Here is a 24,782-nt window from a genome sequence, read left to right as displayed (position 1 = left end):
AACGCTCCATTCCGACCAAAACGGGCGGCAAAAACGCCTTTTTCAAGCCTTAGCGGAGGCAAAGGCACTGCATCAGCCCGTTTTTCCGCGCCCTGCTAAAGCTGCTGCCGATGGCCCTCCGCAACGCATTTGACTTGTGACGCGGCGCGTTCCGCCGGATAAGGGCGCATGCAGACCAGCGCCACTCCCGTTTTCGACGCCATCGCCTCCGGTCCCTCCACCGGAAGCCCCATCACACATGGCGCCGGCCCCCTTGCGTCCATCGCGCCGGGAGTGGCCTTCTTCGACTTCGACGGGACGCTGATCCACGGCGACAGCCTGCTGATGTTCATCGGCGAGGTCATCGGGCGCAACCGCGCCCGGCTGGCCTTCCTGGACGCCCTGCGCTCCGGCCTGCACCGCCACGCGCGCGGGCGCGGGCCGGGGGTGGATTTTCCGGGATCGGTCAAGACCATCCTGCTGCGCCGCACGCTGCGCGGCGTTCCGGTGGTCGACGCGCTGGCCGCCGCGGAACGGCTGGTCTACCGCATCCGCTGGCACGCCCCGCTGGTCGAGACCCTGAAGATGCACCGGCGCGAGGGGCGCCGGGTGGTCGTCGCCACCGGGGCGCTCGACGTCTACATGCCGGCCCTGCTGCGCGGGCTGGGAGTCGACGACTTGCTCGCCACCGGGATGGAGGTCGAGGACAACACCCTGACCGGGCGGCTGTGCACCGGCAACTGCGTGCGGCTGGACAAGCTGGAACGGGTGCGCGGCTGGATCGCCGCCAACGGCCCCTTCGGCGAAACCTGGGGCTATGGCAACCGGCCCAGCGACCTGCCCATGCTGTCGATCGTCGACCGTCCCACCGTCGTCAAGATCCGCTGACGTCAATATCCGCTGATCGGACGGCGCGTGCCGCCCACGGTGATTTGCAACCGGCACCCGCGTGGCGTAGAAAATCTGTCAGATTCCAGGAAAGCCCGTGGTGAGACCCCCATGACGACCGGCTTTTCCATCGATGCCGACATCCGCCCGCCCGGCCAGGGGGGCCGCAGCGCCGTTGTCGCCGACGACGATCCCGGCCAGCGGGACGCGCTGGCCCGTCATCTGGCCGAACGCGGCTTCACCGTATCCACGGTGTCCGGCGGTTTCGAGGCGTTGACCATCATCGGAGCCGAAGGTTCCACCGTTGCCCTGCTCCACCGCCGCCGGCTGGAGGACGAGGGGGACCGCGCCGCGGCTCTGGCCTGCATGCTCTACCCGCACACCCGGATCATCCTGACCGCCGGAGCACCGGATGCCCAGCCGGGCAACAGCCCGGTCACCGTGCTGGCCCGCCCGGTGGATCTGGCGCTGCTCGACCGCTGCCTGGACGGGCTATAGGACGACCTCCACCGGCGTCCCCACGGCAAGCCCGGCGTCATGGTCGGCGCGGCCCCGGTTGACGGCGATCTCCGCCAGACCGCTGGAGTTCGCGTACCACAGCGCCTCCCCCACGGGGACGTCGGCGAAGGTCCGGCCCCGGCGCACCGTGCGCCCGCCGGCCCGCAGCACCGCGTCCTCCGGCAGCCGGTCGGCGCGCAGGCCGGTCATGGCGTTGCCGTAGACGTCCACATAGACGATCCGCGCCAGATCGTCCGGCCAGTCGGGCCGCGCGAGGCTGGCCGGATCGACGGGCTCCAGCGCGACCGGGTTGCCCATGGCGAGGCTGGCCGCCACCGGGGCGAACAGGTCCCGCCCGTGGAAGCTGGCCGACAGCCGCTCGGGCCGCCAGCCGATGCTCCAGGCGCGCACCGACCCGGCCCGCCGCAGCAGCAGCTCGAACAGGCCGTTGTCCGGCCCGACGAAGCGGCGCCCGTTGGCCTCCACCACCAGCGGGCGGCGGTCGGTCCCGACGCCGGGGTCCACCACGCAGAGGAAGACGCTGTCCGCCGGGAATTCCGGAGCGTAGGCGGCCAGCAGATAGGCCGACAGCTGCGGGTCGAAAGCGGGGGCGTCGGCGAACAGGTCGATGACCGGCAGGCCCGGCGCCATCCGCGCCAGCACCGCCTTCATCTGCCCGGTGTAGGGGCCGGACAGCCCGAAATCCGTAAAGAGCACGATCATCGCGCCACTGTAGCGCACTCCTCCCCGTTCGGTAAGACACGGATCGTCACGAGCCGCCTTGCAAGGCCGGAGAGGCGGTTCATATATTCAGGGAACGCAAATGCACTCCGCCCCGTTTACTTGGTCCGCCCACCGTAACCTTACCGATCTTTGTCGGGACCAATGAATATGAACATATGTTCAAAAACCTTCGCGACGAAGAGCCTGACGAAGTTTATTGCGGTCGCCATCTTGGCGATCGGCTTGGCCGCCGCTCTCCTCTTGCCGGGAGCGGCGTGGGCCGAGGGCGAGCGCCCGAAGATCGTCGCCACCACCGGCATGGTCGCCGACCTCGTGCGGGCGGTGGCCGGCGACCGGGCGGAGGTGGAGGCGCTGATGGGCGAAGGCGTCGATCCGCACCTGTTCAAGCCCACCCGGTCCGACACGGTGAAGCTGCTGCGGGCCGACGCGGTGTTCATCAGCGGCCTGCATCTGGAGGGAAAGATGACCGCCGCCTTCGACCGGCTGCGCGAGTCCGGCAAGCCGGTGGTGGCGCTGGGCGACGCCGTGCCCAAGGAGCGGCTGCTCAGCCCCCCGGAGTTCGAAGGCGCCCACGACCCGCACATCTGGATGGATGTGGGGATCTGGGCCAGCACCCTGCCGGCCATCCGCGACGGGCTGGCGCGTCTCGACCCCGCGGGTGCCGAGACGTACGCCCGCAACGCCGACGCGTACGGGGCGGAGCTGACGCGGCTCGACGCGTACGCCCGGCGCATCCTGTCCTCCATCCCCGGCAAGGCCCGCGTGCTGGTGACCGCCCACGACGCCTTCAATTATCTGGGCCGCGCCTATGCGATCGAGGTGCGCGGCATCCAAGGGATCAGCACGGAATCGGAAGCCGGTCTTCGAATCATCGAAGAATTGGCCGCGTTGCTGGCCGACCGCGGCGTGCCGGCGGTCTTCCCGGAAACCAGCGTGTCCGACCGCAACGTCCACGCCCTGGTCGAGGGGGCGGGGGCGCGCGGCCACCGCGTGACGCTGGGAGGTGCCCTGTTCTCCGACGCCATGGGCGCGCCGGGCAGCTATGAAGGCACTTACATCGGCATGATCGACCACAATGTGACGACCATCGCCCGCGCGCTGGGCGGCGAGGCGCCGGCCGACGGCTTTCAGGGCAAGCTCGCCCTGGCGCAGCGCTGACGCGGCGGAGGAGAAACGGACCATGCAGTATCTCTGGCGCACCCCCGGCAGCCGCACCGCCCCCGAAGAGGCTTCGCCCATCGGGCCGCCCCCCTTGGAAATTCGCGGCCTGACCGTCGCCTACCACCGCCGGCCGGTGCTGTGGAACGTCGACTACGCCGCCCCGCCCGGCGGGCTGATCGCCGTCGTCGGGCCGAACGGCGCGGGCAAGTCGACCCTCATCAAGGCGTGCCTCGGGCTGGTCCCACGGGTGTCGGGCACGGTGGAGGTGTTCGGGCGCCCGATCGCCAAACAGCGCCGCCTGATCGGCTATGTGCCGCAGCGGGAAAGCGTGGACTGGGACTTCCCCGTCTCGGCGCTCGACGTGGTGGCGATGGGCCGCTATGGGAAGATCGGCTGGTTCCGCCCGGTCACCCGCGCCCACAAGGAGGCGGCCCTGCACGCGCTGGAGCGGGTGGGCATGGCCGACTTCGCCAAGCGCCAGATCGGGCAATTGTCCGGCGGCCAGCAGCAGCGCGTCTTCCTGGCCCGCGCGCTGGCCCAGGAGGCGCAGCTCTATTTCATGGACGAGCCCTTCGCCGGGGTGGACGCTGCGACGGAGCGCGCGGTGCTCCAAGTGCTGCGCGACCTCGACGCCGCCGGGCGGACGGTGATCTGCGTCCACCACGACCTCCAGACGGTCAGCGACTATTTCGACCACGCCCTGCTGCTCAACACCCGCGTGGTCGCCCAGGGGCCGGTCGCGCGGGTGATGACGCCCGACCTGCTGTCCCGCACCTATGGCGGACGGCCCATGCCGGCCCCGGCGGCGGCGGCAGAGGAAGCGGAGGCGTCATGATGGATGAGGCCCTGCGCATCCTGACCTTCCAGTCCGGCTTCAACAGCGCCGTGGTGGTCGCCGGGACCGCCGCGCTGGGGCTGGCCGGCGGAACGGTCGGCACCTTCCTGCTGCTGCGCCGCCGCGCCCTGGTCAGCGACGCGCTGAGCCACGCCACCCTGCCCGGCATCGCCGTCGCTTTCCTGGTCGGGGCGGCGCTCGGCCTGCCCGAGCGTTCGCTGCCGCTGCTGCTGGCCGGGGCGGTGGCCAGCGGGGTGGTCGGGCTGCTGACCGTGCAGGCGCTGTCCCGCTTCACCCGGCTGACCGAGGATTCGGCGATCGGGGCGGTGCTGTCGGTCTTCTTCGGGCTGGGCGTCGTGCTGCTCAGCGTCATCCAGAATCTGGAGCTGGGCGGGCAGGCCGGGCTGAAGACCTTCATCCTGGGCCAGACCGCCGCCATGGCGCAGGGCGAGGCCATCGCCATCGGCCTGCTGGCCGCCGGGGCGGCGCTGGCCGTCGCCCTGTTGTTCAAGGAATTGCGGGTGCTGGCCTTCGACCCCGGCTTCGCCGCCGTGCAGGGCTGGCCGGTGGGAGCGCTCGACCTCGCGCTGATGGGGCTGGCGACGCTGGTGACGGTGATCGGGCTCCAGACGGTGGGGCTGATCCTGGTGGTCGCGCTTCTCATCATCCCGCCCGCCGCCGCCCGCTTCTGGACCGACCGGCTGCCCGCCCTGACCGTCGCCGCGGCGGTGATCGGCGCGCTGTCCGGCTGGCTCGGCGCCACCCTGTCGGCCCTGCTGCCCAAGCTGCCGGCGGGGGCGGTCATCGTCCTGGTCGCTGGTGGCTTCTTCCTGCTCAGCTTCCTGTTCGCCCCGGCGCGCGGGCTGGTCGCCGCCGCGCTGCGCCAGGGACGGCTGCGCCTGACCTTCGCGGAGCGGCGCGCCCTGACCGACCTTTTGGACGGCCGGCCGGTGGAGGGCTTCGTGGCGCTCTGGCTGCGCCTGCGCGGCCACACCCGCAACGGAGCCCTGACCCCCGCCGGGCAGGCCGCCGCCCGTGCGGCGGCGCGCGACCGCCGGCTGTGGGAGCGTTTCCTGGCCGATTATCCGGCCCTGCTGCCCGCCCACGCCAACTGGGGCGTCGACCCCATCGACTCGGTCCTGCCCGGCGACATGGTCCGGCTGCTGGAGGAGCGGAGCGCCCCGTCATGATGCCCGACGTCCAGGAATTCCTTCAGATCGACGCCCCCGCCCTGCTCGCCGCGGTGCTGGCCTGCGCCGCCTGCGCGCTGGTCGGCAATTTCCTGGTGCTGCGGCGCCAGGGCATGATGGGCGACGCGGTCAGCCACGCCATCCTGCCCGGCATCGTCGGCGGCTTCCTGGTTGCCGGCACGCGGGAGACGCTGCCGATGATGCTCGGCGCGCTGGCCGCCGCGGCGCTGGCCGGCCTGCTGATCGAGGCGGTGCGGCGGCTGGGCCGGCTGGAATCCGGCGCCGCCATGGGCGTCGTCTTCACCGTGATGTTCGCCGCCGGGGTGGTGATGATCGAGCAGGCGTCGGCCGGTGGGGTCGATCTGGACGCCGACTGCGTGCTCTACGGCCAGCTGGAGACCATCCTGTGGCTGGCCCCCAAGGGCTGGGCGTCGCTGACCGACCCGGCGGTGTGGGCGGCCCTGCCGCGGGAGGTGCTGACGCTGGCCGCGGTCTTCACGCTCTGCGTCACCCTGGTCGGGCTGTTCTACAAGGAGCTGAAGATCACCACCTTCGACCCGGCGCTGGCCTCCACGCTGGGCATCCCGGCCGGGCTGTTCCATTACGGGGTGGTGCTCCTGGTCGCCGCCACGGCCATCGCCGCCTTCGAGGCGGTGGGCTCCATCCTGGTCATCGCCATGCTGATCGCCCCGCCCGCCGCCGCCCGCCTGCTGACCGACCGGCTGGCCGCGCAGATCCTGCTCAGCGTCGCGCTGGGGGTGCTGGCGGCGCTGGCCGGCTACGGCGCTGCGGCCTTCGGGCCGATGCTGCTCGGGGCGTCGCACTCGCTGAACGCCGCGGGGATGATCGCCGTGGCGTCCGGGCTGATCCTGGCGCTGGCCGTCCTGTTCGGGCCGCGCCACGGCTTGCTGGGCCGGCGCCGCGCCGTCGGCCGGTTGCGCAGCACCTCTGGATTCATTGCTCCGGAGGCGCAAAAGCCGTAACGTTTTCGCCTCGTCCGATGCGGAGCGCCGAATGTCGTTCCTCCACCGCCGGCTGCGCCGTTGGAGCTGGCTCACCCTGGTCGCCTTCCTCCTTCTGATGGCGAGCGCGCTGCACACGCTGCGGCATCTTCTGGAGCATGGAACCGACGAGCTGATCTGGCCGTTTTTCGGGATCGGGCTGGCCGGCGCGGTGACGGCCCTGGCGGTGCTGCGCGAGCGGGAGGCCACCCGGCGCGCCGAGGCGGAGGCCCGCGCCGCCGACGGTCGGGCGGCCGACGCCCACCGCCGCCTGTCCGAAGCCATCGAGGTCGTCAACGAGGGCTTCGCCCTGTTCGACGCCGACGACCGGCTGGTCCAGTGCAACGCCCGTTTCCGCGAAATCTACGCCCTGCTGGGGCCTCTGGAGCCCGGCATCACCTTCGAATCGCTGATCCGCCGCGCCGCCGCCGCCGGCCATTACCCCGACTGCGCCCCCGGCGACATCGACCGCTGGGTCGAGCGGGAGATGGAGCGGCACCGCAACCCGCAGGGGCCGCAAGTGCTGCGGATCGGCGACGGGCGCTGGTTCAAGATCGAGGAGCGGCGGACCAGCGACGGCGGCTATGTCGGGCTGCGCACCGACATCAGCGAGCTGAAGCGGCGCGAGCAGGAGCTGGCCCACAAGTCCGACCTGCTGGAGGCCACCTTCAGCGCCATGTCGCAGGGCCTCGTGGTGTGGAGCGCGGACTATCATTTCCTGACCTGCAACCGGCGCCTGCGCGAGATGCTCGACCTGCCGGACGACGCGCTCCATCCCGGCCTCAGCATGGCCGGCTTCCTGCGCTTCATGGCCGAACGCGGCGAGTTCGGCCCCGGCGACACGGCGGACATCGTCGCCCGCCACCTGACCAATCTGCGCCCCGAGGGCGTCAGCCGGATCGAGCGCACACGCCCCGACGGCCGGGTGCTGGAGATCACCGCCAGCTTTCTGCCCGACCGCTCGGTCCTGATGACCTACACGGACATCACCGAGCACCGCCGGGTGGAACAGGCCCTGCGCGAGAGCGAGGACCGCTTCCGCAAGCTGTCGGACGCCGCCATGGACGGCATCCTGGTGCATGAGCAGGGGGTGATCGCCGACGCCAACCGGGCCGCCGCCGCCATCCTCGGCTACACGCCGGACGAGCTGACGGGGCAGTCGATCACCGCCCTGATGGCGCCGGAGGACCGCGACCTCTCCTGGCAGCGCATCCGCGCCCGCGACGAGACCCCCTTCGAAACCGTCTGCCTGCGCCGCAACGGCGAACGGCTGACGGTGCAGGGTGAGACCCGCTACGTGCCCTACCGCGGGCGGACGATGGCGATGGTGTCCTTCCGCGACATCACCGACCACCGTCGCACGGAGGCGCAGCTCCGCCTCGCCAAGGAGCAGGCGGAGCTGGCGAGCCGCGCCAAGTCGGAGTTCCTGCGCACCATCAGCCACGAGATCCGCACCCCGATGAACGGCGTCCTGGGCATGCTGGGGCTGCTGCTGGACGGTCCGCTGGGGGAGGAGCAGCGCACCTACGCCCGCACCGCCCGCGAGTCGGCGGAGGCGCTGCTGTCCATGCTCAACGACATCCTGGACATCTCCAAGATGGAGGCCGGGAAGCTGACCCTGGAGTCGGGCCGCTTCTCCCCCGCCGAGGTGGTGGAGAGCGTGGCCGAGCTGCAGGCCGCCCGCGCCTTCGCCAAGGGGATCGAACTGGCCGTCTGCATCCCCGGCGGCCTGCCGGCGACACTGCGCGGCGACTCGGGCCGGGTGCGGCAGGTCCTGCTGAACCTCGTCGGCAACGCCGTGAAATTCACCGACCATGGCGGCATCGCCGTCACCCTGTCGGAACTGGACGGCGACGGCCATGCGCCGCCGCGCCTGCGGTTCGAGGTGGCCGACACCGGCGTCGGCATTCCGCAGGAGGCGCAGGCCGACCTTTTCACCGAATTCTCCCAGGTGCATCCCCGTCTGTCGCGCCGCCACGACGGCGCCGGTCTGGGGTTGGCAATCTCCAAGCGGCTGGTGGAGATGATGGGGGGAAGCATCGGATTCGACAGCACCGCCGGCCAAGGCAGCCGCTTCTGGTTCACCCTGCCGTTGGAGCCCGGGACGCTGCGGACCGCCGACACGGAGCCGCCGCTGGCCGGGCAGACGGTCCTGCTTCTGGAATCCAATCCCGTCGCCCGAAAGGCGCTGGCCGAACAGATCCGGTCCTGGGGGGCCGCGGTCGGCGCGCCGGACGTCGTGGCGATGGTCGCCGGGCTGGACACCGGCACCCTGCCCGCCGCCGATGCCGCGGTGATCGGCAGCGTGGAAACCCCGGTCGCCGGCTCGCTGACCGACCGGCTGCGCGCGCGGGGCGTGGGGCGGATCGTCCGTCTCGCCCTGCCGCACCGGACCGTGGGCGGGGACGGCAACGGCGCCGACGCCACGGTGACGAAGCCGGCCCGGCCGTCGCGCCTGCTCGCCGCCATGACCGGGCGGAGCGTGGCCGAGGCGCCGCCCGCCGCGGAGCCGCGTCCGCACAGCGCGGCCGCCCCATCCGCCGCCGGACCGGGCCGGCGGATTCTCCTGGTCGAGGACAGCCCGACCAACCAGATGGTCGCCGCCCTGCTGCTGCGCGGCGCCGGCTATCGGGTCGACATCGCCAACAACGGGCGGGAAGCGCTGGAGGCGGTGCAGGCCGCGGCATCCGGCCCGTCGCCCTATGGGCTGGTGCTGATGGACCTCGCCATGCCCGAGATGGACGGGCTGACCGCCACCCGCCGGCTGCGCGGCCTGCCGCCGCCGGTCGGCGGCGTCCCGATCATCGCGATGACCGCCGACGCCATGGACAGCGACCGCGAACGCTGCCTGGCCGCCGGGATGAACGGGCATGTCGCCAAGCCCATCGACCGCCCGCATCTGCTGGAAACCGTCGCCCGCTGGCTGGACGCCGCCCCGTTGGAGCCTGCCGCGCCCGCGGAGGCCACCACGCCGATGACGGAGGGCGTGCCCGAGATGGGTGTGCTGGACATGGATGTCCTGGACATGGAGGTGCTGCAGCAACTCGCCCGGGATCTCGACGCGGACCTTCTGGCCGACGTCATCCGCCAGTTCGTGGAGGAAACGTTGGAGCGGGCGGAGAGGATCGACCGCGGCGGCGCGGCGGCGGCGGACGGGAACCCGGCCGATCTTGCCGGGCTGGCGAAGGAGGCCCACACGCTGAAGAGCACCGCCGGGACCTTCGGCGCCCGCGACCTGTCGGCGGCCGCCCGGGCGCTGGAGCTGGCCTGCCGGAGCAACGCGGTGGGCGAGGTGACGTCGCTGTGCCGCGACATCCCCCGCCTCACCCGGGAAGCCGTGGAGGCCTACCGGCTGCGCGGCTATGTCATCTCATGACGTCGCTTCACTCCATGACGCTGATGTTGACCGCGGCGTCCTTGCCGTTGTTGCCGCGCGCGACCTCGAACTCGACGCGCTGGCCCTCGGACAGGGCGTGAAGACCCGACTTCTGCACGGCCGTGATGTGCACGAACACGTCCTTGGCGCCGGCCTCCGGCGCGATGAAGCCATATCCCTTGGTGGTGTTGAACCATTTGACGGTGCCGGTGGTCATAAGGCGAACTCCTGCTCCTCGGTCGGGGGGCTGCCGCCGGTCCGCGCCGCGGGGCGCAAGGGGCCGGCGAAGGACGATGGACGGTGTGGCGGTCATGTCCGGCGATCCGGTGTAGCGGTCCGGTGTGGCGCCACGCGGAAGCGCAAGCAAAGCAACGCGAGGGGAGGCTAGCCGGATGGCACCGGAACCGGCAAGGCGGCTTCACGGCATATGCCCAATGTGGCCAGAACGGTCATTTGGAAATAAGCCGATGGCGGCAGGTCCCGGCACGGCAAGACTTTCGATGGTCTTGCGTGAATTGAACGCACACGAAGCCTATGCTTCGGCAGGACCAGTGGCGCGGGGCTGGGAACGGGGCCTGGAACGGGGGACGGGACTCAGAGTTTCCCTTCGGCCTGCCAGGCGAGGCGCTTGCGGTAGATCGTCGAGGCGCTGATCTCCAGCAGGGCCGCGGCACGGGGGATGTTGCCGTCGCAGGCGGCGATGGCCTCCTCGATGGCGTCGCGCTCCACCTCCCACAGCGGCTTCACCGTCTTGGGGGACGGCGCCTGGGCCGCGGAGGGGTGGGCATGGGCATGGCCGCCCTGACCGTTTCCGCCGTTCGCGGGAAGCGGCGCCGCGGTCCCCGCCGGGGTGCCGAGCGGGGCCGGCAGCATGGCCGGCGTCACGGTGTCACCGTCGTGCAGAACCACGATGTTGCGCACCACGTTCTGCACCTGCCGCACGTTGCCCGGCCAGTGGTAGGTGCGCAGCGCCTCCTCCGCCGCCGGGGAGAAGCGGACGAAGCCCTTGCCCTCTTCCCGGGTGTAGTCGGCCAGGAACTGGCGGCAGATCTCCAGCACGTCGTCCTCGCGCTCGCGCAGCGGCGGCAGGTGGATGGGGATGACGTGCAGCCGGTAATAGAGATCCTCGCGGAACCGCCCCTCCTCGACCTCGCGCAGGGGATCGCGGTTGGTGGCGCAGATGATGCGCAGATCGACCTTCTCCAGCCGGCTGCCGCCGACCGGCGTGAAGGTGCCGGTCTGGATGAAGCGCAGCAGCTTGGTCTGGAGGTCGGGCGCCAGCTCGCAGATCTCGTCGAGGAACAGGGTGCCGCCGCTGGCCCGCGCCGCCGCGCCCTCGCGGTCGGCCACCGCTCCGGTGAAGGAGCCCTTCATGTGGCCGAAGATCTCGCTTTCCATCAGATCCTTGGGGATGGCCCCGCAGTTGATGGCGACGAAGGGCCGGTCGGCCCGCGGGCTCTGCCGGTGGATGGCCTCGGCGCAGACCTCCTTTCCGGTGCCCGACTCGCCGGTGATGAAGACCGTCGCGCGGGAGGAGGCGGCGCTGTCGATGATCCGGTAGACGGCCTGCATCGCCAGCGAGGAGCCGAGGAAGCCGTGGTAACGGCTGCGCCCCAGGTCCTTCTCGAAGCTGTCGACCAGTTGGGCGAGGCGCAGCCGCTCCATGGCGTTGCGCACGGTGACGGTCAGCCGCTCCGCCGAGAAGGGCTTCACCAGGAAATCGTAGGCGCCGTAGCGCATCGCCTCCACCGCCACCCCGACCGAGCCGTGGGCGGTGATGATGATGACCGCGCAGGGCAGCGCCTGGGCGCTGATCCGCTTCAGCACGTCCATGCCGTGCATGTCGGGAAGCTGGAGGTCCAGCAGCACGATCCGCGGCGCGCCGTCGGCCAGTTGCTCCAGCGCCGCGGCCCCCGTCTCCACCGTGGTGACGGAGGTGCAGTCCTTCTTCAGGAACTCCGCATAGACGCGGGCCAGCGACGGCGTGTCTTCGACGAGCAGAACGGGCGTGGAGCGCGCGGGCATGGACCGTTTGAATTCAAATGGAAAATACGGAAAAGAGCATGCGGACCGCCTTGGTTATCAGCAAATCCTTAAAAATGCACTCTACGCGATGACGGGCCGCGGGCGAAAGACCTGGAATGCGTCCGCGCAAGGAAATATCCCATCCATGGTTTCACATTCCGGTCATGGATGTGCATTTCACACCGGATTCGCTGTGAGGACGAGCGAAGGACGCTTGTACCGGGCGCCGTGATGGAATATCTGAATTCTACAAAATCCATAGCAAGGAGCGGCGGACCCCCGTGGCCGAAACATCCGTGCTGTCCGGCAAGCGCATCCTGCTCGTCATCGCGGGCGGCATCGCGGCCTACAAGAGCCTGGAGCTGATCCGCCGCCTGAAGGAGCGGGGCGTGCGCGTGCGCGCGGTCCTGACCCGGGCCGGGGCGCAGTTCGTCACGCCCCTGTCCGTGCAGGCGCTGACTGAGGACACCGTCTACCAGGACCTGTGGTCCCTGACCGACGAATCGGAGATGGGACACATCCAGCTGTCGCGCGACGCCGACCTGCTGGTCGTCGCCCCGGCCACCGCCAACCTTCTGGCCCGCATGGCCGCCGGCATGGCCGACGATCTGGCCGCCACCGTGCTGCTGGCCACCGACAAGCCGGTGCTCGTCGCGCCGGCGATGAACGTGCGCATGTGGGAGCATCCGGCGACCCGCGACAATCTGGCGCTTCTGGAAAAGCGCGGCGTCCGCCGGGTCGGCCCGAACAAGGGCGAGATGGCCTGCGGCGAGTACGGATTCGGGCGCATGGCCGAGCCGATGGAGATCGTCCAGGCCATCGCCACCCATTTCGAGGAGCTGGACGCGCCCAAGCCGCTGGCCGGCAAGCGCGCGCTGGTCACCAGCGGTCCGACCGTCGAACCCATCGACCCGGTGCGCTACATCGCCAACCGCTCCTCCGGCAAGCAGGGCCACGCCATCGCCGAGGCGCTGCGGCGGCTGGGGGCGGAGGTGACGCTGGTCACCGGCCCGACCCGCCTGCCCGACCCGCCCGGCTGCACCGTGCGCCCCATCGAGACGGCGCGGGAGATGCTGGCGGCCTGCGAGTCGGCCCTGCCCGCGGACATCGCGGTCTGCGCCGCCGCCGTCGCCGACTGGCGCGTGGCCGGCGAATCGGACCGCAAGCTGAAGAAGGACGGCGGCGGTCCGCCGAGTCTGGCCCTGACCGAGAATCCCGACATCCTGGCGACCCTGTCCCAGGCCGGGCCGCGCCGCCCGGCGCTGGTCGTCGGCTTCGCCGCGGAAACCGGCAACGTGGTGGAGTATGCGACGGCCAAGCGCGCGCGCAAGGGCTGCGACTGGATCGTCGCCAACGACGTGTCGCCGGGCACCACGACCTTCGGCGGGTCCGACAACACCGTCCATCTGATCCGCGCCGACGGCACCGAAGACTGGCCCACCATGGGCAAGGACGCCGTGGCCGCCCGCTTGGCCGAGGCCATCGCCCGGCATTTCAATCCGCCTTCCCCCCCTGCCCCCCAGGAGACCATTCCGTGAGCGCAACGGCATCCGCCATTCCCGTTCCCATCGTCCGGCTCGCCCACGCCGCGGGGCTGGATCTGCCGGCCTACGCAACGGAACACGCGGCGGGCATGGACCTGCTGGCCGCGCTGGCGGAGCCGGTGGTCCTGGAACCGGGCCGCCGCGCGCTGATCCCCACGGGCGTCGCCTTCGCCCTGCCCGACGGCTACGAGGCGCAGGTGCGCCCGCGCTCCGGCCTGGCGCTGAAGCACGGGGTCACGGTGCTGAACAGCCCGGGCACCATCGACGCCGACTACCGCGGCGAGGTCGGGGTGATCCTGATCAACCACGGCGACCAGCCCTTCACGGTGGAGCGCGGTCAGCGCATCGCCCAGTTGGTGATCGCCCGCTACGTGCGCGCCGCCTGGGCCGAGTCGGCCGCGCTTCCCGACAGCGCCCGCGGCACCGGGGGCTTCGGTTCCACCGGCCAGTTCGCCCAGTCCTCCCCCGCGCAGGAGACGCACTGATGCTCCGCATCTCCAAGAAGCTGATGTTCGCGATCGAGGCGGTGCTGGACATCGCCTACAACGCCGGCACCGAACCCGTTCAGTCCGGCGAGATCACCCGCCGCCAGGGCATTCCCAAGCGCTATCTGGAGCAGGTTCTCCAGCAGCTCGTCCGCGACGGCGTCCTGGCCGGCGTGCGCGGGCCACGCGGCGGCTACCGTCTGGCCCGCGAGCGCCGACGGATCACGCTGGGCGAGATCGTGAAGGTCGTCCGCTCCATGGAGACCGCGACCGATCCCATCGAGGAGCCGGCGGGCTCCATCCTGGGGCACAAGGTGGTGCGCCCGCTGTGGAACGAGCTTCAGGAGGAATGCATGAAGAAGCTCGACGACATCACCATCGAGGATCTCTGCCTGCGCGCCCGCACCGCCGGCGTCGAGAGCGAGACCGAAGACCGCATCGATTTTACGATTTGATCCCACACGGAAAACGGTTAAATTCTGCACATGATGTAGAAAGTGGGAAAATACCACACACCGGAGGAGTGAAAAATGCCGGGTTCCGAGTTTCGCGGTAAGATCTACGACAGCATTCTCGACACCGTCGGCGCCACGCCGCTGGTGCGCGTCAACCGGCTGGCCGAGGACGCCGGGGCCAAGGCCCAGATCGTCGGCAAGCTGGAGTTCTTCAACCCGCTGGCCAGCGTGAAGGACCGCATCGGCTTCGCGATGATCGACGCGGCGGAGCGCGCCGGCACCATCGAGCCGGGCCGCACCACCCTGGTCGAGCCGACGTCGGGCAACACCGGCATCGCGCTGGCCTTCGTCGCCGCCGCCAAGGGCTACCGGCTGATCCTGACCATGCCGGAAAGCATGTCGGTCGAGCGCCGCAAGATGCTGAAGCTGCTGGGCGCCGAACTGGTGCTGACCCCGGCGGCGGAGGGCATGAAGGGCGCCATCCGCCGGGCCGACGAAATCGTCGCCACCGATCCGAACGCCTACATGCTCCAGCAGTTCAAGAACGCTGCCAACCCGGAGATCCACCGCAACACCACGGCGGAGGAGATCTGGAAGGACACCGACGGCAAGGCCGACTTCCTGATTTCCGGCGTCGGCACCGGCGGCACGCTGACCGGCGTGTCGGAGGTCCTGAAGGCCCGCAAGCCCGGCTTCCGCACCATCGCGGTGGAGCCGGAGGACAGCCCCGTCCTGTCCGGCGGCATGCCCGGCCCGCACAAGATCCAGGGCATCGGCGCCGGCTTCGTGCCGGACGTCCTGAAGAAGGACCTGATCGACGAGGTCGTCCGCATCTCCAACCAGCGCGCCTTCGAGACGGCCCGCAAGGTGGCGAAGCTGGAAGGCATCCCGGTCGGCATCTCCTCGGGCGCGGCTCTGGCCGCGGCGCTGGAGATCGGCTCCCGTCCGGAGAACGAGGGAAAGCTGATCGTCGTGATCCTGCCGTCCTTCGCCGAACGCTATCTCTCCACCGCCCTGTTCGAAGGGCTGGAGTAAATCGCCCCCCTCCCGCGTCCGCCCACGGGCGCGGGAGGGGTCTCTCGACGCTCCGCCTCGCGCAACCGGGCGGCGAATATTGCATCGTCCCGCATCCTGCTGTAGAGTGGAAAGCGTCCGGTCTTTGTGCCCGTCCTATGCATCGGGCGGCGGTTTGACAGAAAGATTGGATTTTAGTAATCTAACCTGTCTGCGCCGGGAGTTTCGGCCGGCGCGGCTCCGCCGTTTCAGGCGACGGCCCGGCTTGCGCCACGGGCGCCCGACGATGCGGAGCTGACGGCACAGGACCAGCGGGGGAGACCACCATGGGCGTCGCGATTCCGAATGCCTCGACGATGAACTGGTTCCAGTTCCGCGGCATCACCAACGAATTGGACTCCAACCTCGCATCCACCGACTACCGCCAGTTCACGGTGTCGAAGACCGGCGAATTCAATTTCAAGATCGCCGACATCAACACCAACATCAAGATCGTCGACCAGAACAACAAGGTCGTCGCCGAGGCGAAGGCGAAGAACGAGGCGGCGGAGACCAGCGCGAAGCTCGGCCCCGGCACCTACACCGCGGTCATCTCCCAGGCCGTCCGCGGGGTGAACGAGCGCGAATACACGCTGGACATCACCGAACGCCAGAACATCATGATGGTGGGGACCGGTGCCCAGATGAAGGGCATCGCCCGGGCCGTCGTCGGCAACGACAGCGGCGTCCAGAAGCACACGCTGACCGTCGCCCAGGGCGGCGAGTTCGTCGGCAACATGTCCCTGCCCTACACGCGCTGGGCCCTCATGAGCAAGGAGGGCAAGGTCGTGGCCTCCGGCGACACGATGGACCCGGCGAAGTCGGGCGAGGACATGCTGAAGAAGCCCAGCTTCAAGGTCGAACCCGGCCAGTACGAGCTGGTGATCGTCCCGCCGAAGAACGTGGTCGGCGAAATCCCCTATCAGCTCAACTTCGTCCAGAAGGTCGCCAAGGCGCCCGAGTCGACCGAGGAACGCCCGTTCGACAAGATCATGCGGGAGCGCGAGGCGCGGCTGAAGCAATGGGCGGCGGAGGACGCGAACAAGTCGTCCAGCACGTCGAAGACCACCCCCTACAAGATGAGCCTGCTCGCCTGACGCCACCGGTCGCGGCAGGCTCCCGAGCGAGGGGACTTGCGCGGCATGGGGCGTTCCGCGCTATTCTGCGGATCATGGATTTCACCGACACCCAGCTTCACCGCTATTCCCGCCACATCATCCTGCCGGAGGTCGGCGGCGTCGGGCAGGAAGCGCTTCTGCGCGCCCGGGTCCTGGTCGTCGGGGCCGGCGGGCTGGGCGCGCCGCTGCTGCTCTACCTCGCCGCGGCGGGGGTGGGCACCATCGGCGTCATCGACGACGACACGGTGGACCTGTCCAACCTGCAGCGGCAGGTGATCCACGACGAATCGACGCTGGGCCTGCCGAAGGTGGAGAGCGCCGCCGCCCGCATCCGCGCGCTGAATCCCGACGTGGCGGTGGAGGTGCACAAGGCGCGGCTGACCAGGGACAACGCGCTGGACCTGATCGGGCGCTACGACATCGTGGCCGACGGGTCGGACAATTTCGCCACGCGCTTCCTGCTGAACGATGCCTGCTACTTCGCGAAGAAGACGCTGGTGTCGGCGGCGATCCTGCGCTTCGACGGGCAGGTCTCCACCTTCAAGGCGCATCGCGGTGACCCGCACCCCTGCTACCGCTGCCTGTTCCCGGAACCGCCGCCGCGCGGGCTGGTGCCGTCCTGCTCCGAAGGCGGCGTGCTGGGAGCGCTGGCCGGCTTCGTCGGCTCGCTCCAGGCGACCGAGGTGCTGAAGGAAATCATGGGCATCGGCGAGAGTCTGTCGGGCAGCCTGATGATGCTGGACACGCTGCACGCCTCGTTCCAGCGCATCACGGTGCGCCGCGACCCGGACTGCCCGCTGTGCGGCGCCCACCCGACCATCCACGACCTGTCCGCCCACTGAGCGGCGCCTGGGAGAGCCCTGACCCATGGAAGGTCCCGAGTCCCTGTCCATCGTCCTGTTCGCGGGCGGTTTCGACCGGGTTCACTACGCCTTGGTGATGGCGAGCGCGGCGGCGGCGACCAACCGCAAGGTCACGCTGTTCTTCACCGGCCGCGCGCTGAACACGCTGCTGGCCGAGGGTGCGGACGGCACGCCGGGCTGGCACCGGCTGGACCCCGCCGACGACGGCAGCCGACCGGCGGAGCGCGACGCCGCCTTCACCGCCAACGGGCTGGCCGGCTTCGAGGAACTGCTGGAAGCCTGCGTGATGCTGAAGGTCACGGTCATGGCCTGCGAGATGGGGCTGCGCGCGCTCGGCCTGCCGGCCGGCGTCCCTCTGCGCCCCGACGTGCCAGTGAAGACCGGCGGAGTCGTCACCTTCCTGAACGACGCGCCGAAGACCGGCGCGATCCTGTTCGTGTGAGCGCGATGACCGACGACCACAATTTGGTGATCGAGTACGCGAACCGCTTCGAGGCGATCGCCGCGGAGGGTTTCGAGGGCCGGCCCTACCGGGATGCGCTGGTTCATCTGGCGCAGCATGTGACGGCGCATCCCGGTCTCGCCCCGCGGGTGGCACACGCCCTGCGCGTGATGATCGGCTTCATCGAGGACAGCGACCGGGCGAAGCGCTTCGGTCCGAAGGTGGCGATTCTGCAGGAGGCGGTGGGGTTGCTGGAGGAGCGGCAGGGCTGAAGCGTTTCGGGGCCAAGTCCGGGATTGCCCCCTCTTCAAGGTCGGGCTCAACGTCGAAACCGATCTCGCATCACGACCGGCCGTGGCTGGACGCCGATCCATACGGAAGAATTACTCCGGCCCGTGGGACTCGCACTTTTCCGTGTTCGACTTCCTGAAATTGCCTGTAAATCCTCTTCGCTTAGAAAACAACAGGGCGAGGAGGACGGCCGTGGTTGCTTATACATCAATTTACGGAGAAGTTCTCGAAAGAACACCCTGGGAAGGTCGGAACATCGTGCTTCTTACACAGTCGCCTGATCTAGAAATCAATGTGATGCAGAGCATCGTCTCCAAGCTGGACGAAAGCTACGATTTCTACACGCGCATCACAGGACGGGAACCGAACCCATATTTCACCTACAACGGCAAGGCCACGATCGCCGAAGTACAGGACACCTGCGGTGCGGGCTGCGGCTTTCTCGGCTTCACCGGCATCGAAATCATGCCGGAATATTTCAACATCCTCTACACCGGGGTGCGCGACGCTGGCCTCTACGATCAAGTGCTCTTCTACGAACTTGGCCGGAATTTCTGGTTCTACGACCAGCCGCTCCAGGGACTGCCGCCCTTCACCACCGGCTTTGCCATTGAGAACCGCTTTCTCTCCATGGACGCTGCCGGCGTCGACGGAACCACCTTTAACGGGCTCGAATGGAACCAGCTGGTCACATACATCCAGCAGGACATGGCCCAGCTCTATTTCTCCAATGGCGACCTGAATTGGCGCAACACCCTGGCCACCGACACCGGTCCCCAGAACCCCTACAACTTCAGCGGGGCCGACCTCGCCGGCTCCCTGCTCCACCGTCTCTACGAGGACTTCGGCGAAGACAACTACGCCCGCTTCTGGCAGAGCCTGATCACCAAGGATGCGGCGACTACTCCGGAACAGGCCCGCGCCAACTTTCTGGCTGCGGCCAAGGATGCCACAGGCGTCGATTACAGCTGGCTGTTCAAGGAAGGTTGGCAGTTCAAGACCGGCACCGGAAACGCCGAAACCTTGCGCTCGGACGCCAGAAAGGGGAACTCCGCGATCCTCGGCTTTGGTGGGAACGACACCCTGCTGGGGTCGCACAATGCCGAGCTGATGGTCGGCGGACTCGGAAACGACACTCTGTACGGCAATCGCGGAGACGACACCCTGCTCGGCAGCGTTGGCGACGACTGGATTCAGGGCGGCGATGGCACCGACCTGCTCGCCGGCGGCGATGGCAAGGACCGCTTCGTCTTCCAGAGCACGCGGGACGCCGGCAACGGCTCCCAGCGTGACACCATCCTGGATTTCTCGACAGACGACAGCCTCGACCTGCGCGGCATCGACGCCAATACACGCCAGCGCGGCGACCAGGCGTTCACGTTCATCGGCGGCAGCAGCTTCCACCGTCGGGCGGGCGAACTGCGTTGGGCGGGCGGCATGGCGCAGGGGGATGTGAATGGGGACGGACGGGCCGACTTCCAGATCACCCTCCAGGGCCTGGACAAGCTTCTCGGCAAGAACATCATCCTCTGATTCGGCGCCTTCGGGTGCCGCCGGCATGACACCGGCGGCGCCCGAACCCGGCGGCACCCGAACAGTGAACCGCGCCGGGTTTGTCGGAGGCCGGTTCGGGTGGCCAACACCGCCCCTGCGGACGTCAGACCGACTTGCTGTCCAGCGCGTAGCCCGCCGAGCGGACGGTGCGGATCAGATCCATCTCCGTCTCCTCGTTCATCGCCTTGCGCAGACGGCGGATGTGCACGTCCACGGTGCGCGGCTCGACATAGACGTCGTGGCCCCACACCACGTCGAGAAGCTGCTCGCGCGAGAAGACGCGGCCGGGATGCTGCATGAAATGGCGCAGCAGGCGGAACTCGGTCGGCCCCAGATGCACGTCGCGCCCGTTCCGGCGAACCCGGTGGGCCGCCAGATCCATGGTCACGTCGGCGAACTGCAGCGTCTCGTCGGTCATGCCGGGGGCCGAGCGGCGCAGGACGGCGCGCATGCGGGCGACCAGCTCGGTCGGGGAGAAGGGCTTGGTGATGTAGTCGTCGGCGCCGGAATTCAGGCCGCGCACGCGGTCCGCCTCCTCGCCGCGGGCGGTCAGCATGATGATCGGGATGTCGCGCATCTTGCTGTTGCGGCGCATCTGGCGGCAGACCTCCAGCCCCGACATCAGCGGCAGCATCCAGTCGAGCAGGACGATGTTCGGCGTCTGCTCCCCGGCCAGCAGAAGGGCTTCCTCGCCGTCGGTGGCGGCGTTCACGCGGAAGCCTTCCTTCTCCAGATTGTACTTCAGCAGCGTCACGATGTCGGCTTCGTCCTCGACGACGAGGACGAGCGGCTTCAGCGCCGAATTCATGCTTGTCCCGCTCCCACTGCGCGTCTCGCCGTCACGCGGCATGTCCCGCTCCATCGTTATCCGGGCCACCGTCCCGCGGCAATCCCTGTTCCATCGCCTCCGTGGCCGCATCCATGACCGAACCGTCCGGCTCGACCACGGCGAAGCTGCTGCCGTCGTTCTTCGGGCGCGCGGCGCGCAGCGTCGTGCCGACCACCAGATAATGGATGGTCTCGGCGATGTTGGTGGCGTGGTCGCCGATCCGCTCCAGGTTCTTCGCCATGAACAGCAGGTGCGTGCAGGGCGTGATGTTGCGCGGGTCCTCCATCATGTAGGTCAGGACTTCGCGGAACAGGCTGGTGTAGAGGTCGTCCAGCTCCTCGTCGCGTTCCCAGGCGGCGATGGCGCGCCGGACGTCGCGCTCGATGTAGGCGTCCAGCACGTCCTTCATGATCGACTCGACCAGCCGCCCCATGCGCGGGATGGCCGCCGCCGGGCGCACCACCGGCACCTGGGCCAGCGCCAGCGAGCGCTTGGCGATGTTGGAGGCGTAGTCGCCGATCCGCTCCAGGTCCGACGCGATCTTCAGCGCCGACACGATCTCGCGCAGGTCCTGGGCCAGCGGCTGGCGGAGGGCGAGCAGGCGCACGGCCTCGGCGTCGATGTCGCGCTCGTAGGCGTCGATGCGCCGGTCGGCCTGCATGACCTGGGCGGCCAGCGCGACGTCGCGGCGGGCCACCGCCTTCACGGCGGCGTCCACCTGCGCTTCGGCGACGCCGCCCATCTGGGTGATCAGATTGGACAGGCGCTCAAGTTCGTGCGCGAAGGAGCGCACGATGTGTTCGGTGCTCATGCTTCACGTCCTTCGCTGATGGAAAGGATGCGGCGAGGCCGGGGATCAGAGGCCGGGGATCAGCCGTAGCGGCCGGTGATGTAGCCCTGGGTGCGCTCGTCCCGCGGGTTGGTGAAGATTTCCTCGGTGTCGTCGCACTCCACCATGTCGCCCAGATGGAAGAAGGCGGTCTTCTGGGAGACGCGGGCCGCCTGCTGCATGTTGTGGGTCACGATGACGATCGTGTAGTTCTCGCGCAGCTCGTCGATCAGCTCCTCGATGTGGGCCGTCGCGATGGGGTCGAGCGCCGAGCAGGGCTCGTCCATCAGGATCACCTCGGGGCTGACGGCGATGGCGCGGGCGATGCACAGGCGCTGCTGCTGGCCGCCGGACAGGCCGGTGCCCGGCTCGCGCAGGCGGTCCTTCACCTCGTTCCACAGGCCGGCGCGCTTCAGCGAGGTCTGGACGATCTCGTCCATCTCGTCGCGGTGGCTGGCGATGCCGTGGATGCGCGGGCCGTAGGCGATGTTGTCGTAGATCGACTTCGGGAAGGGATTCGGCTTCTGGAAGACCATGCCGACGCGGGCGCGGAGCTGCACGGCGTCGATCGACTTGCCGTAGACATCCTCGCCGTCGAGCGCGATCAGCCCCTCGACGCGGCAGTTTTCGATGGTGTCGTTCATGCGGTTCAGGCAGCGCAGGAACGTCGACTTGCCGCAGCCGGACGGGCCGATCAGCGCCATCACGCGGTTTTCCTGGATCTCCAGGTTGATGCCCTTGAGCGCCTGTTTGGCCCCGTAGAACACCTTGACGTCACGGGCGACCATCTTGGTGCCGTGGATGCCGGCGGCGGGACGCGAAGCCATGGCCGTGGCCGGGATGTGGGTCTGGACGCTCATGGGGTTACCAACGCCTCTCGAATTTCTTGCGCAGGAAGACGGCCAGGCCGTTCATCAGGATGAGGAAGGCGAGCAGGATCAGGATCGCCGCGGAGGTGCGCTCCGTGAAGGCCCGCTCGGGGCTGTCCGCCCACATGTAGATCTGCACCGGGATGGCCGTGGCGCTGTCGGTCAGGCCGCCCGGGATGTCCACGATGAAGGCCACCATGCCGATCATCAGCAGCGGGGCCGTCTCGCCCAGCGCGCGGGCCATGCCGATGATGGTGCCGGTCAGGATGCCCGGCAGGGCCAGCGGCAGGACATGGTGCGTCACCGTCTGCAACGGCGAGGCGCCGACGCCCAACGCCGCTTCGCGGATCGACGGCGGCACCGCCTTCAGGGCGACGCGCGAGGCGATGATGATGACCGGCAGGGTCATCAGCGCCATCACCAGACCACCGACCAGCGGCGCGGAGCGCGGCAGCCCGAAGAAGCCGAGGAACACCGCCAGACCGAGCAGGCCGAAGATGATCGACGGCACCGCGGCGAGGTTGTTGATGTTGACCTCGATCAGGTCGGTCCAGCGGTTCTTCGGCGCGAACTCCTCCAGATAGACCGCGGCGGCGATGCCAATGGGCACCGACAGCAGCATGGTCACCACCAGCGTCAGGGCGGAGCCGACGACGGCGCCCAGGATGCCCGCCTGTTCCGGCTCGCGGCTGTCGCCGGCGGTGAACAGGGTGGTGTTGAAGGTGCTGCGGATCGACCCGTTGGCGACCAGCGCGTCGATGGCGGCGATCTTGACGTCGTTCAGCCGGCGCTCGCTCTCCGGCACGTCGCGCCGGATGAAGCCCTTCATGAACTGGTCGATCTCGTCGTCGGCGCGGACCCAGACGGTCTGCGTGGTGCCGACGAGGGAGGGGTTGGCGTTGACCATCGCCTCCAGCTCGTACGGCGCGCCGGAGGACAGCAGGTCGTTCAGCGAGCGGCGGGTGGCGCGGTCGGTGGCCGCCGGGACCTGGGCGTAGAGCGCCTGCCGGACGAGGGCGGTGTAGTTCCGTTCCTCGACCTGCTGCTTGTCCAGGGTCACCTCAAGCCGGATCTGCGCCTGCCAGAAGGCGGTGTAGCCCTTGCTGACGATGGAGCCGAGCAGAACCACCAGCATCAGAGACGCGATCCCGACGGCGAGCATCCCGGCGATTCGGAACCGGCGCTCCGCGGCGTAGCGGCGGCGCAGGCGGGCGGAGAATTCCTCGCTCTGGTAGCGCGACTTGGTGACGGCGACCGACATGGCCCGCGTATCCTGTTCCACGAGGTCAGTCATATTTCTCTCGATACTTCTGGACCACCCGGAGGGCGACCATGTTGAGGGTGAGGGTCACGACGAACAGGACGAGGCCCAGCCCGAAGGCCGACAGCGTCTTGGGGCTGTCGAACTCCTGGTCGCCGACCAGCAGCGTGGCGATCTGCGTCGTCACCGTGGTCACGGCGTCCAGCGGGTTGGCGGTCAGGTTGGCGGTGAGGCCGGCGGCCATGGTGACGATCATCGTCTCGCCGATGGCGCGGCTGACCGCCAGCATGACGGCGGCGACGATGCCCGGCAGGGCGGCGGGCAGCACGACCAGCCGGATCGTCTCCGACTTGGTGGCGCCCAGCCCGTAGGAGCCGTCGCGCAAGCTCTGCGGCACCGCGTTGATGACGTCGTCCGACAGCGAGCTGACGAAGGGGATGATCATCACGCCCATCACGAAGCCGGCGGCCAGCGCCGATTCAGAGCTGACGCTCAGCCCCAGGCTGTTGCCCACGTCGCGGACGAAGGGCGCCATGGTCAGGGCGGCGAAGAAGCCATAGACCACGGTCGGGATGCCGGCCAGCACCTCCAGGATCGGCTTCAGCCAGGTGCGCAGGCCCGGGCTGGCGTATTCCGACATGAAGATGGCCGCCATCAGCCCGACCGGAACCGCCACCGCCATGGCGATGCCGGTGATCAGCAGCGTGCCGGCGAACAGCGGGATCGCGCCGAAGGAGCCGCTGGAGCCCACCTGATCGGCGCGCATGGCCATCTGCGGGCTCCAATGCGTGCCGAACAGGAACTCCAGCGGGTTGACCACCGCGAAGAAGCGGATCGCCTCGAACAGAAGCGACAGCACGATGCCGATGGTGGTCAGGATGGCGACCAGCGAGCAGATGACCAGCGCGATGTTGACCGTGCGTTCCACCCGGTTGCGGGCGCGCAGGTCGGGGTCGATCCGGCCGCGGGCGTAGAGCAGGCCGCCGATGGCGATGCAGCAGCCGATGACCAGCAGGCTCCAGTCGCCGAGCGCGTGCAGCCGCAGATAGCGCTCCGCCGCGGCGACCACCTCCGGATCGGGCTCGCGGCCGGTGGCGACGCCGTGGGCGAGGTTCAGGATGTCGGCGCGCAGCAGGCCGAGCGACTGGGCGTCGCCGTTGACCAGCCGGTCCGGCAGGCCGGACAGGACCATCTGCATGACCAGCCAGCCTTCCGACGCCCCCCAGAAGGCGAAGAGCAGCAGGGCCGGAAGCCCCGCCCAGAGGGCGACGTAGAAGCCGTGGTAGGACGGCACCGAATGAAGCTCGACGATGCGGCCGCCGACGGAGGCGACGGCACGCGACCGGCCCATCTGGTAACCGATCACTGTGAGCAGGGCCAGAATGATGAGCAGTACCGTGAGCTGCATGCGAAACCGCCGGAAATGGGCTGAGAATTGGCTCCTGGCACAAACGGGAAACCGGCGGCCCTCCGAGGAGAGCCGCCGGTGCCG

At 69.2% G+C, this 24,782-nt stretch carries 24 protein-coding genes; 16 read left to right on the top strand and 8 right to left on the bottom strand.

Annotated elements, in window-relative coordinates:
• Window positions 1-168 precede the first annotated feature (168 nt).
• Both ACFPMG_RS26645 and ACFPMG_RS26640 read left to right on the top strand, forming a co-directional pair.
• Complete coding sequence (locus ACFPMG_RS26645; RefSeq protein ID WP_376998241.1) at window positions 169-867, top strand: HAD family hydrolase; 699 nt, start codon at window positions 169-171, stop codon at window positions 865-867.
• Between the two features lie 111 nt (window positions 868-978).
• Entirely contained in the window at window positions 979-1,365 is a 387-nt protein-coding gene (locus ACFPMG_RS26640) for a response regulator (protein WP_376998240.1), read from the top strand.
• Here the strand turns inward: ACFPMG_RS26640 and ACFPMG_RS26635 are convergent.
• Window positions 1,360-2,088: an SAM hydrolase/SAM-dependent halogenase family protein gene (locus tag ACFPMG_RS26635; RefSeq protein WP_376998256.1), complete on the bottom strand. Its 729-nt coding sequence runs from the start codon at window positions 2,086-2,088 to the stop codon at window positions 1,360-1,362. The two genes, ACFPMG_RS26640 and ACFPMG_RS26635, sit on opposite strands and share 6 nt — an antisense overlap.
• Window positions 2,089-2,319: 231 nt before the next feature.
• On the opposite strand from ACFPMG_RS26635, the gene ACFPMG_RS26630 reads away from it, so the two are divergent.
• Genes ACFPMG_RS26630 through ACFPMG_RS26610 form a run of 5 tightly spaced genes read left to right on the top strand, consistent with a single transcriptional unit; the run spans window position 2,320 to window position 9,672 of the window.
• Window positions 2,320-3,267, top strand: coding sequence for a metal ABC transporter solute-binding protein, Zn/Mn family (locus ACFPMG_RS26630; protein ID WP_376998239.1), 948 nt, complete (start codon window positions 2,320-2,322; stop codon window positions 3,265-3,267).
• Window positions 3,268-3,289: 22 nt separating this feature from the next.
• Window positions 3,290-4,105, top strand: a complete 816-nt coding sequence (locus ACFPMG_RS26625) for a metal ABC transporter ATP-binding protein (RefSeq protein ID WP_376998238.1) — start codon at window positions 3,290-3,292, stop codon at window positions 4,103-4,105.
• Window positions 4,102-5,295, top strand: coding sequence for a metal ABC transporter permease (locus ACFPMG_RS26620; RefSeq protein WP_376998237.1), 1,194 nt, complete (start codon window positions 4,102-4,104; stop codon window positions 5,293-5,295). The genes ACFPMG_RS26625 and ACFPMG_RS26620 overlap by 4 nt, the downstream gene beginning before the upstream one ends.
• Window positions 5,292-6,278 (top strand): metal ABC transporter permease, encoded by a 987-nt coding sequence (locus ACFPMG_RS26615; protein WP_376998236.1) that lies wholly within the window; start codon window positions 5,292-5,294, stop codon window positions 6,276-6,278. The genes ACFPMG_RS26620 and ACFPMG_RS26615 overlap by 4 nt, the downstream gene beginning before the upstream one ends.
• A 31-nt stretch (window positions 6,279-6,309) precedes the next feature.
• Complete coding sequence (locus ACFPMG_RS26610; RefSeq protein ID WP_376998235.1) at window positions 6,310-9,672, top strand: PAS-domain containing protein; 3,363 nt, start codon at window positions 6,310-6,312, stop codon at window positions 9,670-9,672.
• 7 nt (window positions 9,673-9,679) lie between these two features.
• Here ACFPMG_RS26610 and ACFPMG_RS26605 read toward each other — a convergent pair whose 3' ends face one another.
• Together ACFPMG_RS26605 and ACFPMG_RS26600 are read right to left on the bottom strand one after the other, a co-directional pair.
• Window positions 9,680-9,889, bottom strand: coding sequence for a cold-shock protein (locus ACFPMG_RS26605; RefSeq protein WP_014238764.1), 210 nt, complete (start codon window positions 9,887-9,889; stop codon window positions 9,680-9,682).
• 377 nt (window positions 9,890-10,266) lie between these two features.
• A complete protein-coding gene (locus ACFPMG_RS26600) occupies window positions 10,267-11,697 on the bottom strand; it encodes a sigma-54-dependent transcriptional regulator (RefSeq protein ID WP_376998233.1) in 1,431 nt (476 codons plus the stop codon).
• 281 nt (window positions 11,698-11,978) lie between these two features.
• Between ACFPMG_RS26600 and coaBC the strand changes: the two genes are divergently transcribed.
• The 9 genes from coaBC to ACFPMG_RS26555 all read left to right on the top strand — a co-directional run bounded on the left by coaBC (window position 11,979) and on the right by ACFPMG_RS26555 (window position 19,481).
• Window positions 11,979-13,235, top strand: coding sequence for a bifunctional phosphopantothenoylcysteine decarboxylase/phosphopantothenate--cysteine ligase CoaBC (gene coaBC / locus ACFPMG_RS26595; protein WP_376998232.1), 1,257 nt, complete (start codon window positions 11,979-11,981; stop codon window positions 13,233-13,235).
• On the top strand, window positions 13,232-13,726 hold the full coding sequence (gene dut / locus ACFPMG_RS26590; RefSeq protein ID WP_376998231.1) for a dUTP diphosphatase: 495 nt from the start codon (window positions 13,232-13,234) through the stop codon (window positions 13,724-13,726). Before coaBC ends, dut begins: the two co-directional genes overlap by 4 nt.
• Window positions 13,726-14,181, top strand: a complete 456-nt coding sequence (locus tag ACFPMG_RS26585) for an RrF2 family transcriptional regulator (RefSeq protein WP_014238770.1) — start codon at window positions 13,726-13,728, stop codon at window positions 14,179-14,181. Before dut ends, ACFPMG_RS26585 begins: the two co-directional genes overlap by 1 nt.
• 75 nt (window positions 14,182-14,256) lie before the next feature.
• Window positions 14,257-15,216 (top strand): cysteine synthase A, encoded by a 960-nt coding sequence (cysK, locus tag ACFPMG_RS26580; protein WP_035669937.1) that lies wholly within the window; start codon window positions 14,257-14,259, stop codon window positions 15,214-15,216.
• Window positions 15,217-15,521: 305 nt separating this feature from the next.
• The gene (locus ACFPMG_RS26575; protein WP_376998230.1) at window positions 15,522-16,331 is read left to right on the top strand and encodes a hypothetical protein; all 810 of its coding nucleotides are present in this window, start codon (window positions 15,522-15,524) and stop codon (window positions 16,329-16,331) included.
• Window positions 16,332-16,405: 74 nt separating this feature from the next.
• Window positions 16,406-17,194 (top strand): HesA/MoeB/ThiF family protein, encoded by a 789-nt coding sequence (locus ACFPMG_RS26570; protein ID WP_376998229.1) that lies wholly within the window; start codon window positions 16,406-16,408, stop codon window positions 17,192-17,194.
• Window positions 17,195-17,219: 25 nt separating this feature from the next.
• Entirely contained in the window at window positions 17,220-17,657 is a 438-nt protein-coding gene (locus ACFPMG_RS26565; protein WP_376998228.1) for a DsrE family protein, read from the top strand.
• 5 nt (window positions 17,658-17,662) lie between these two features.
• Window positions 17,663-17,929, top strand: coding sequence for a hypothetical protein (locus tag ACFPMG_RS26560; protein ID WP_376998227.1), 267 nt, complete (start codon window positions 17,663-17,665; stop codon window positions 17,927-17,929).
• Window positions 17,930-18,245: 316 nt separating this feature from the next.
• Entirely contained in the window at window positions 18,246-19,481 is a 1,236-nt protein-coding gene (locus ACFPMG_RS26555) for a calcium-binding protein (protein ID WP_376998226.1), read from the top strand.
• 124 nt (window positions 19,482-19,605) lie between these two features.
• Here ACFPMG_RS26555 and phoB read toward each other — a convergent pair whose 3' ends face one another.
• The 5 genes from phoB to pstC are packed head-to-tail and all read right to left on the bottom strand — an operon-like array spanning window position 19,606 to window position 24,698.
• The gene (gene phoB / locus ACFPMG_RS26550) at window positions 19,606-20,310 is read right to left on the bottom strand and encodes a phosphate regulon transcriptional regulator PhoB (protein ID WP_376998225.1); all 705 of its coding nucleotides are present in this window, start codon (window positions 20,308-20,310) and stop codon (window positions 19,606-19,608) included.
• Window positions 20,311-20,341: 31 nt separating this feature from the next.
• On the bottom strand, window positions 20,342-21,142 hold the full coding sequence (phoU, locus tag ACFPMG_RS26545) for a phosphate signaling complex protein PhoU (protein ID WP_376998224.1): 801 nt from the start codon (window positions 21,140-21,142) through the stop codon (window positions 20,342-20,344).
• 59 nt (window positions 21,143-21,201) lie between these two features.
• A complete protein-coding gene (gene pstB, locus ACFPMG_RS26540; protein ID WP_172428312.1) occupies window positions 21,202-21,987 on the bottom strand; it encodes a phosphate ABC transporter ATP-binding protein PstB in 786 nt (261 codons plus the stop codon).
• A gap of 37 nt (window positions 21,988-22,024) precedes the next feature.
• On the bottom strand, window positions 22,025-23,323 hold the full coding sequence (gene pstA / locus ACFPMG_RS26535; protein WP_376998223.1) for a phosphate ABC transporter permease PstA: 1,299 nt from the start codon (window positions 23,321-23,323) through the stop codon (window positions 22,025-22,027).
• Window positions 23,316-24,698: a phosphate ABC transporter permease subunit PstC gene (gene pstC, locus ACFPMG_RS26530; RefSeq protein WP_149164583.1), complete on the bottom strand. Its 1,383-nt coding sequence runs from the start codon at window positions 24,696-24,698 to the stop codon at window positions 23,316-23,318. The genes pstA and pstC overlap by 8 nt, the downstream gene beginning before the upstream one ends.
• Window positions 24,699-24,782 lie beyond the last annotated feature (84 nt).

It is taken from the genome of Azospirillum himalayense (assembly GCF_042657465.1).
In the GTDB taxonomy this organism is placed as follows: domain Bacteria; phylum Pseudomonadota; class Alphaproteobacteria; order Azospirillales; family Azospirillaceae; genus Azospirillum; species Azospirillum himalayense.
This window is presented reverse-complemented; position numbering and strand designations above follow the sequence as displayed.

Excerpts from the sequence above, each read along its gene's own strand:
- ACFPMG_RS26645 (WP_376998241.1), top strand. The coding sequence starts at position 169 with ATGCAGACCAGCGCCACTCCCGTTTTCGACGCCATCGCCTCCGGTCCC.
- ACFPMG_RS26640 (WP_376998240.1), top strand. The coding sequence starts at position 979 with ATGACGACCGGCTTTTCCATCGATGCCGACATCCGCCCGCCCGGCCAG.
- ACFPMG_RS26635 (WP_376998256.1), bottom strand. The coding sequence starts at position 2,088 with ATGATCGTGCTCTTTACGGATTTCGGGCTGTCCGGCCCCTACACCGGG.
- ACFPMG_RS26625 (WP_376998238.1), top strand. The coding sequence starts at position 3,290 with ATGCAGTATCTCTGGCGCACCCCCGGCAGCCGCACCGCCCCCGAAGAG.
- ACFPMG_RS26620 (WP_376998237.1), top strand. The coding sequence starts at position 4,102 with ATGATGGATGAGGCCCTGCGCATCCTGACCTTCCAGTCCGGCTTCAAC.
- ACFPMG_RS26615 (WP_376998236.1), top strand. The coding sequence starts at position 5,292 with ATGATGCCCGACGTCCAGGAATTCCTTCAGATCGACGCCCCCGCCCTG.
- ACFPMG_RS26610 (WP_376998235.1), top strand. The coding sequence starts at position 6,310 with ATGTCGTTCCTCCACCGCCGGCTGCGCCGTTGGAGCTGGCTCACCCTG.
- ACFPMG_RS26605 (WP_014238764.1), bottom strand. The coding sequence starts at position 9,889 with ATGACCACCGGCACCGTCAAATGGTTCAACACCACCAAGGGATATGGC.
- ACFPMG_RS26600 (WP_376998233.1), bottom strand. The coding sequence starts at position 11,697 with ATGCCCGCGCGCTCCACGCCCGTTCTGCTCGTCGAAGACACGCCGTCG.
- ACFPMG_RS26585 (WP_014238770.1), top strand. The coding sequence starts at position 13,726 with ATGCTCCGCATCTCCAAGAAGCTGATGTTCGCGATCGAGGCGGTGCTG.
- cysK (WP_035669937.1), top strand. The coding sequence starts at position 14,257 with ATGCCGGGTTCCGAGTTTCGCGGTAAGATCTACGACAGCATTCTCGAC.
- ACFPMG_RS26575 (WP_376998230.1), top strand. The coding sequence starts at position 15,522 with ATGGGCGTCGCGATTCCGAATGCCTCGACGATGAACTGGTTCCAGTTC.
- ACFPMG_RS26570 (WP_376998229.1), top strand. The coding sequence starts at position 16,406 with ATGGATTTCACCGACACCCAGCTTCACCGCTATTCCCGCCACATCATC.
- ACFPMG_RS26565 (WP_376998228.1), top strand. The coding sequence starts at position 17,220 with ATGGAAGGTCCCGAGTCCCTGTCCATCGTCCTGTTCGCGGGCGGTTTC.
- ACFPMG_RS26560 (WP_376998227.1), top strand. The coding sequence starts at position 17,663 with ATGACCGACGACCACAATTTGGTGATCGAGTACGCGAACCGCTTCGAG.
- ACFPMG_RS26555 (WP_376998226.1), top strand. The coding sequence starts at position 18,246 with ATGCAGAGCATCGTCTCCAAGCTGGACGAAAGCTACGATTTCTACACG.
- phoB (WP_376998225.1), bottom strand. The coding sequence starts at position 20,310 with ATGAATTCGGCGCTGAAGCCGCTCGTCCTCGTCGTCGAGGACGAAGCC.
- phoU (WP_376998224.1), bottom strand. The coding sequence starts at position 21,142 with ATGAGCACCGAACACATCGTGCGCTCCTTCGCGCACGAACTTGAGCGC.
- pstB (WP_172428312.1), bottom strand. The coding sequence starts at position 21,987 with ATGGCTTCGCGTCCCGCCGCCGGCATCCACGGCACCAAGATGGTCGCC.
- pstA (WP_376998223.1), bottom strand. The coding sequence starts at position 23,323 with ATGACTGACCTCGTGGAACAGGATACGCGGGCCATGTCGGTCGCCGTC.
- pstC (WP_149164583.1), bottom strand. The coding sequence starts at position 24,698 with ATGCAGCTCACGGTACTGCTCATCATTCTGGCCCTGCTCACAGTGATC.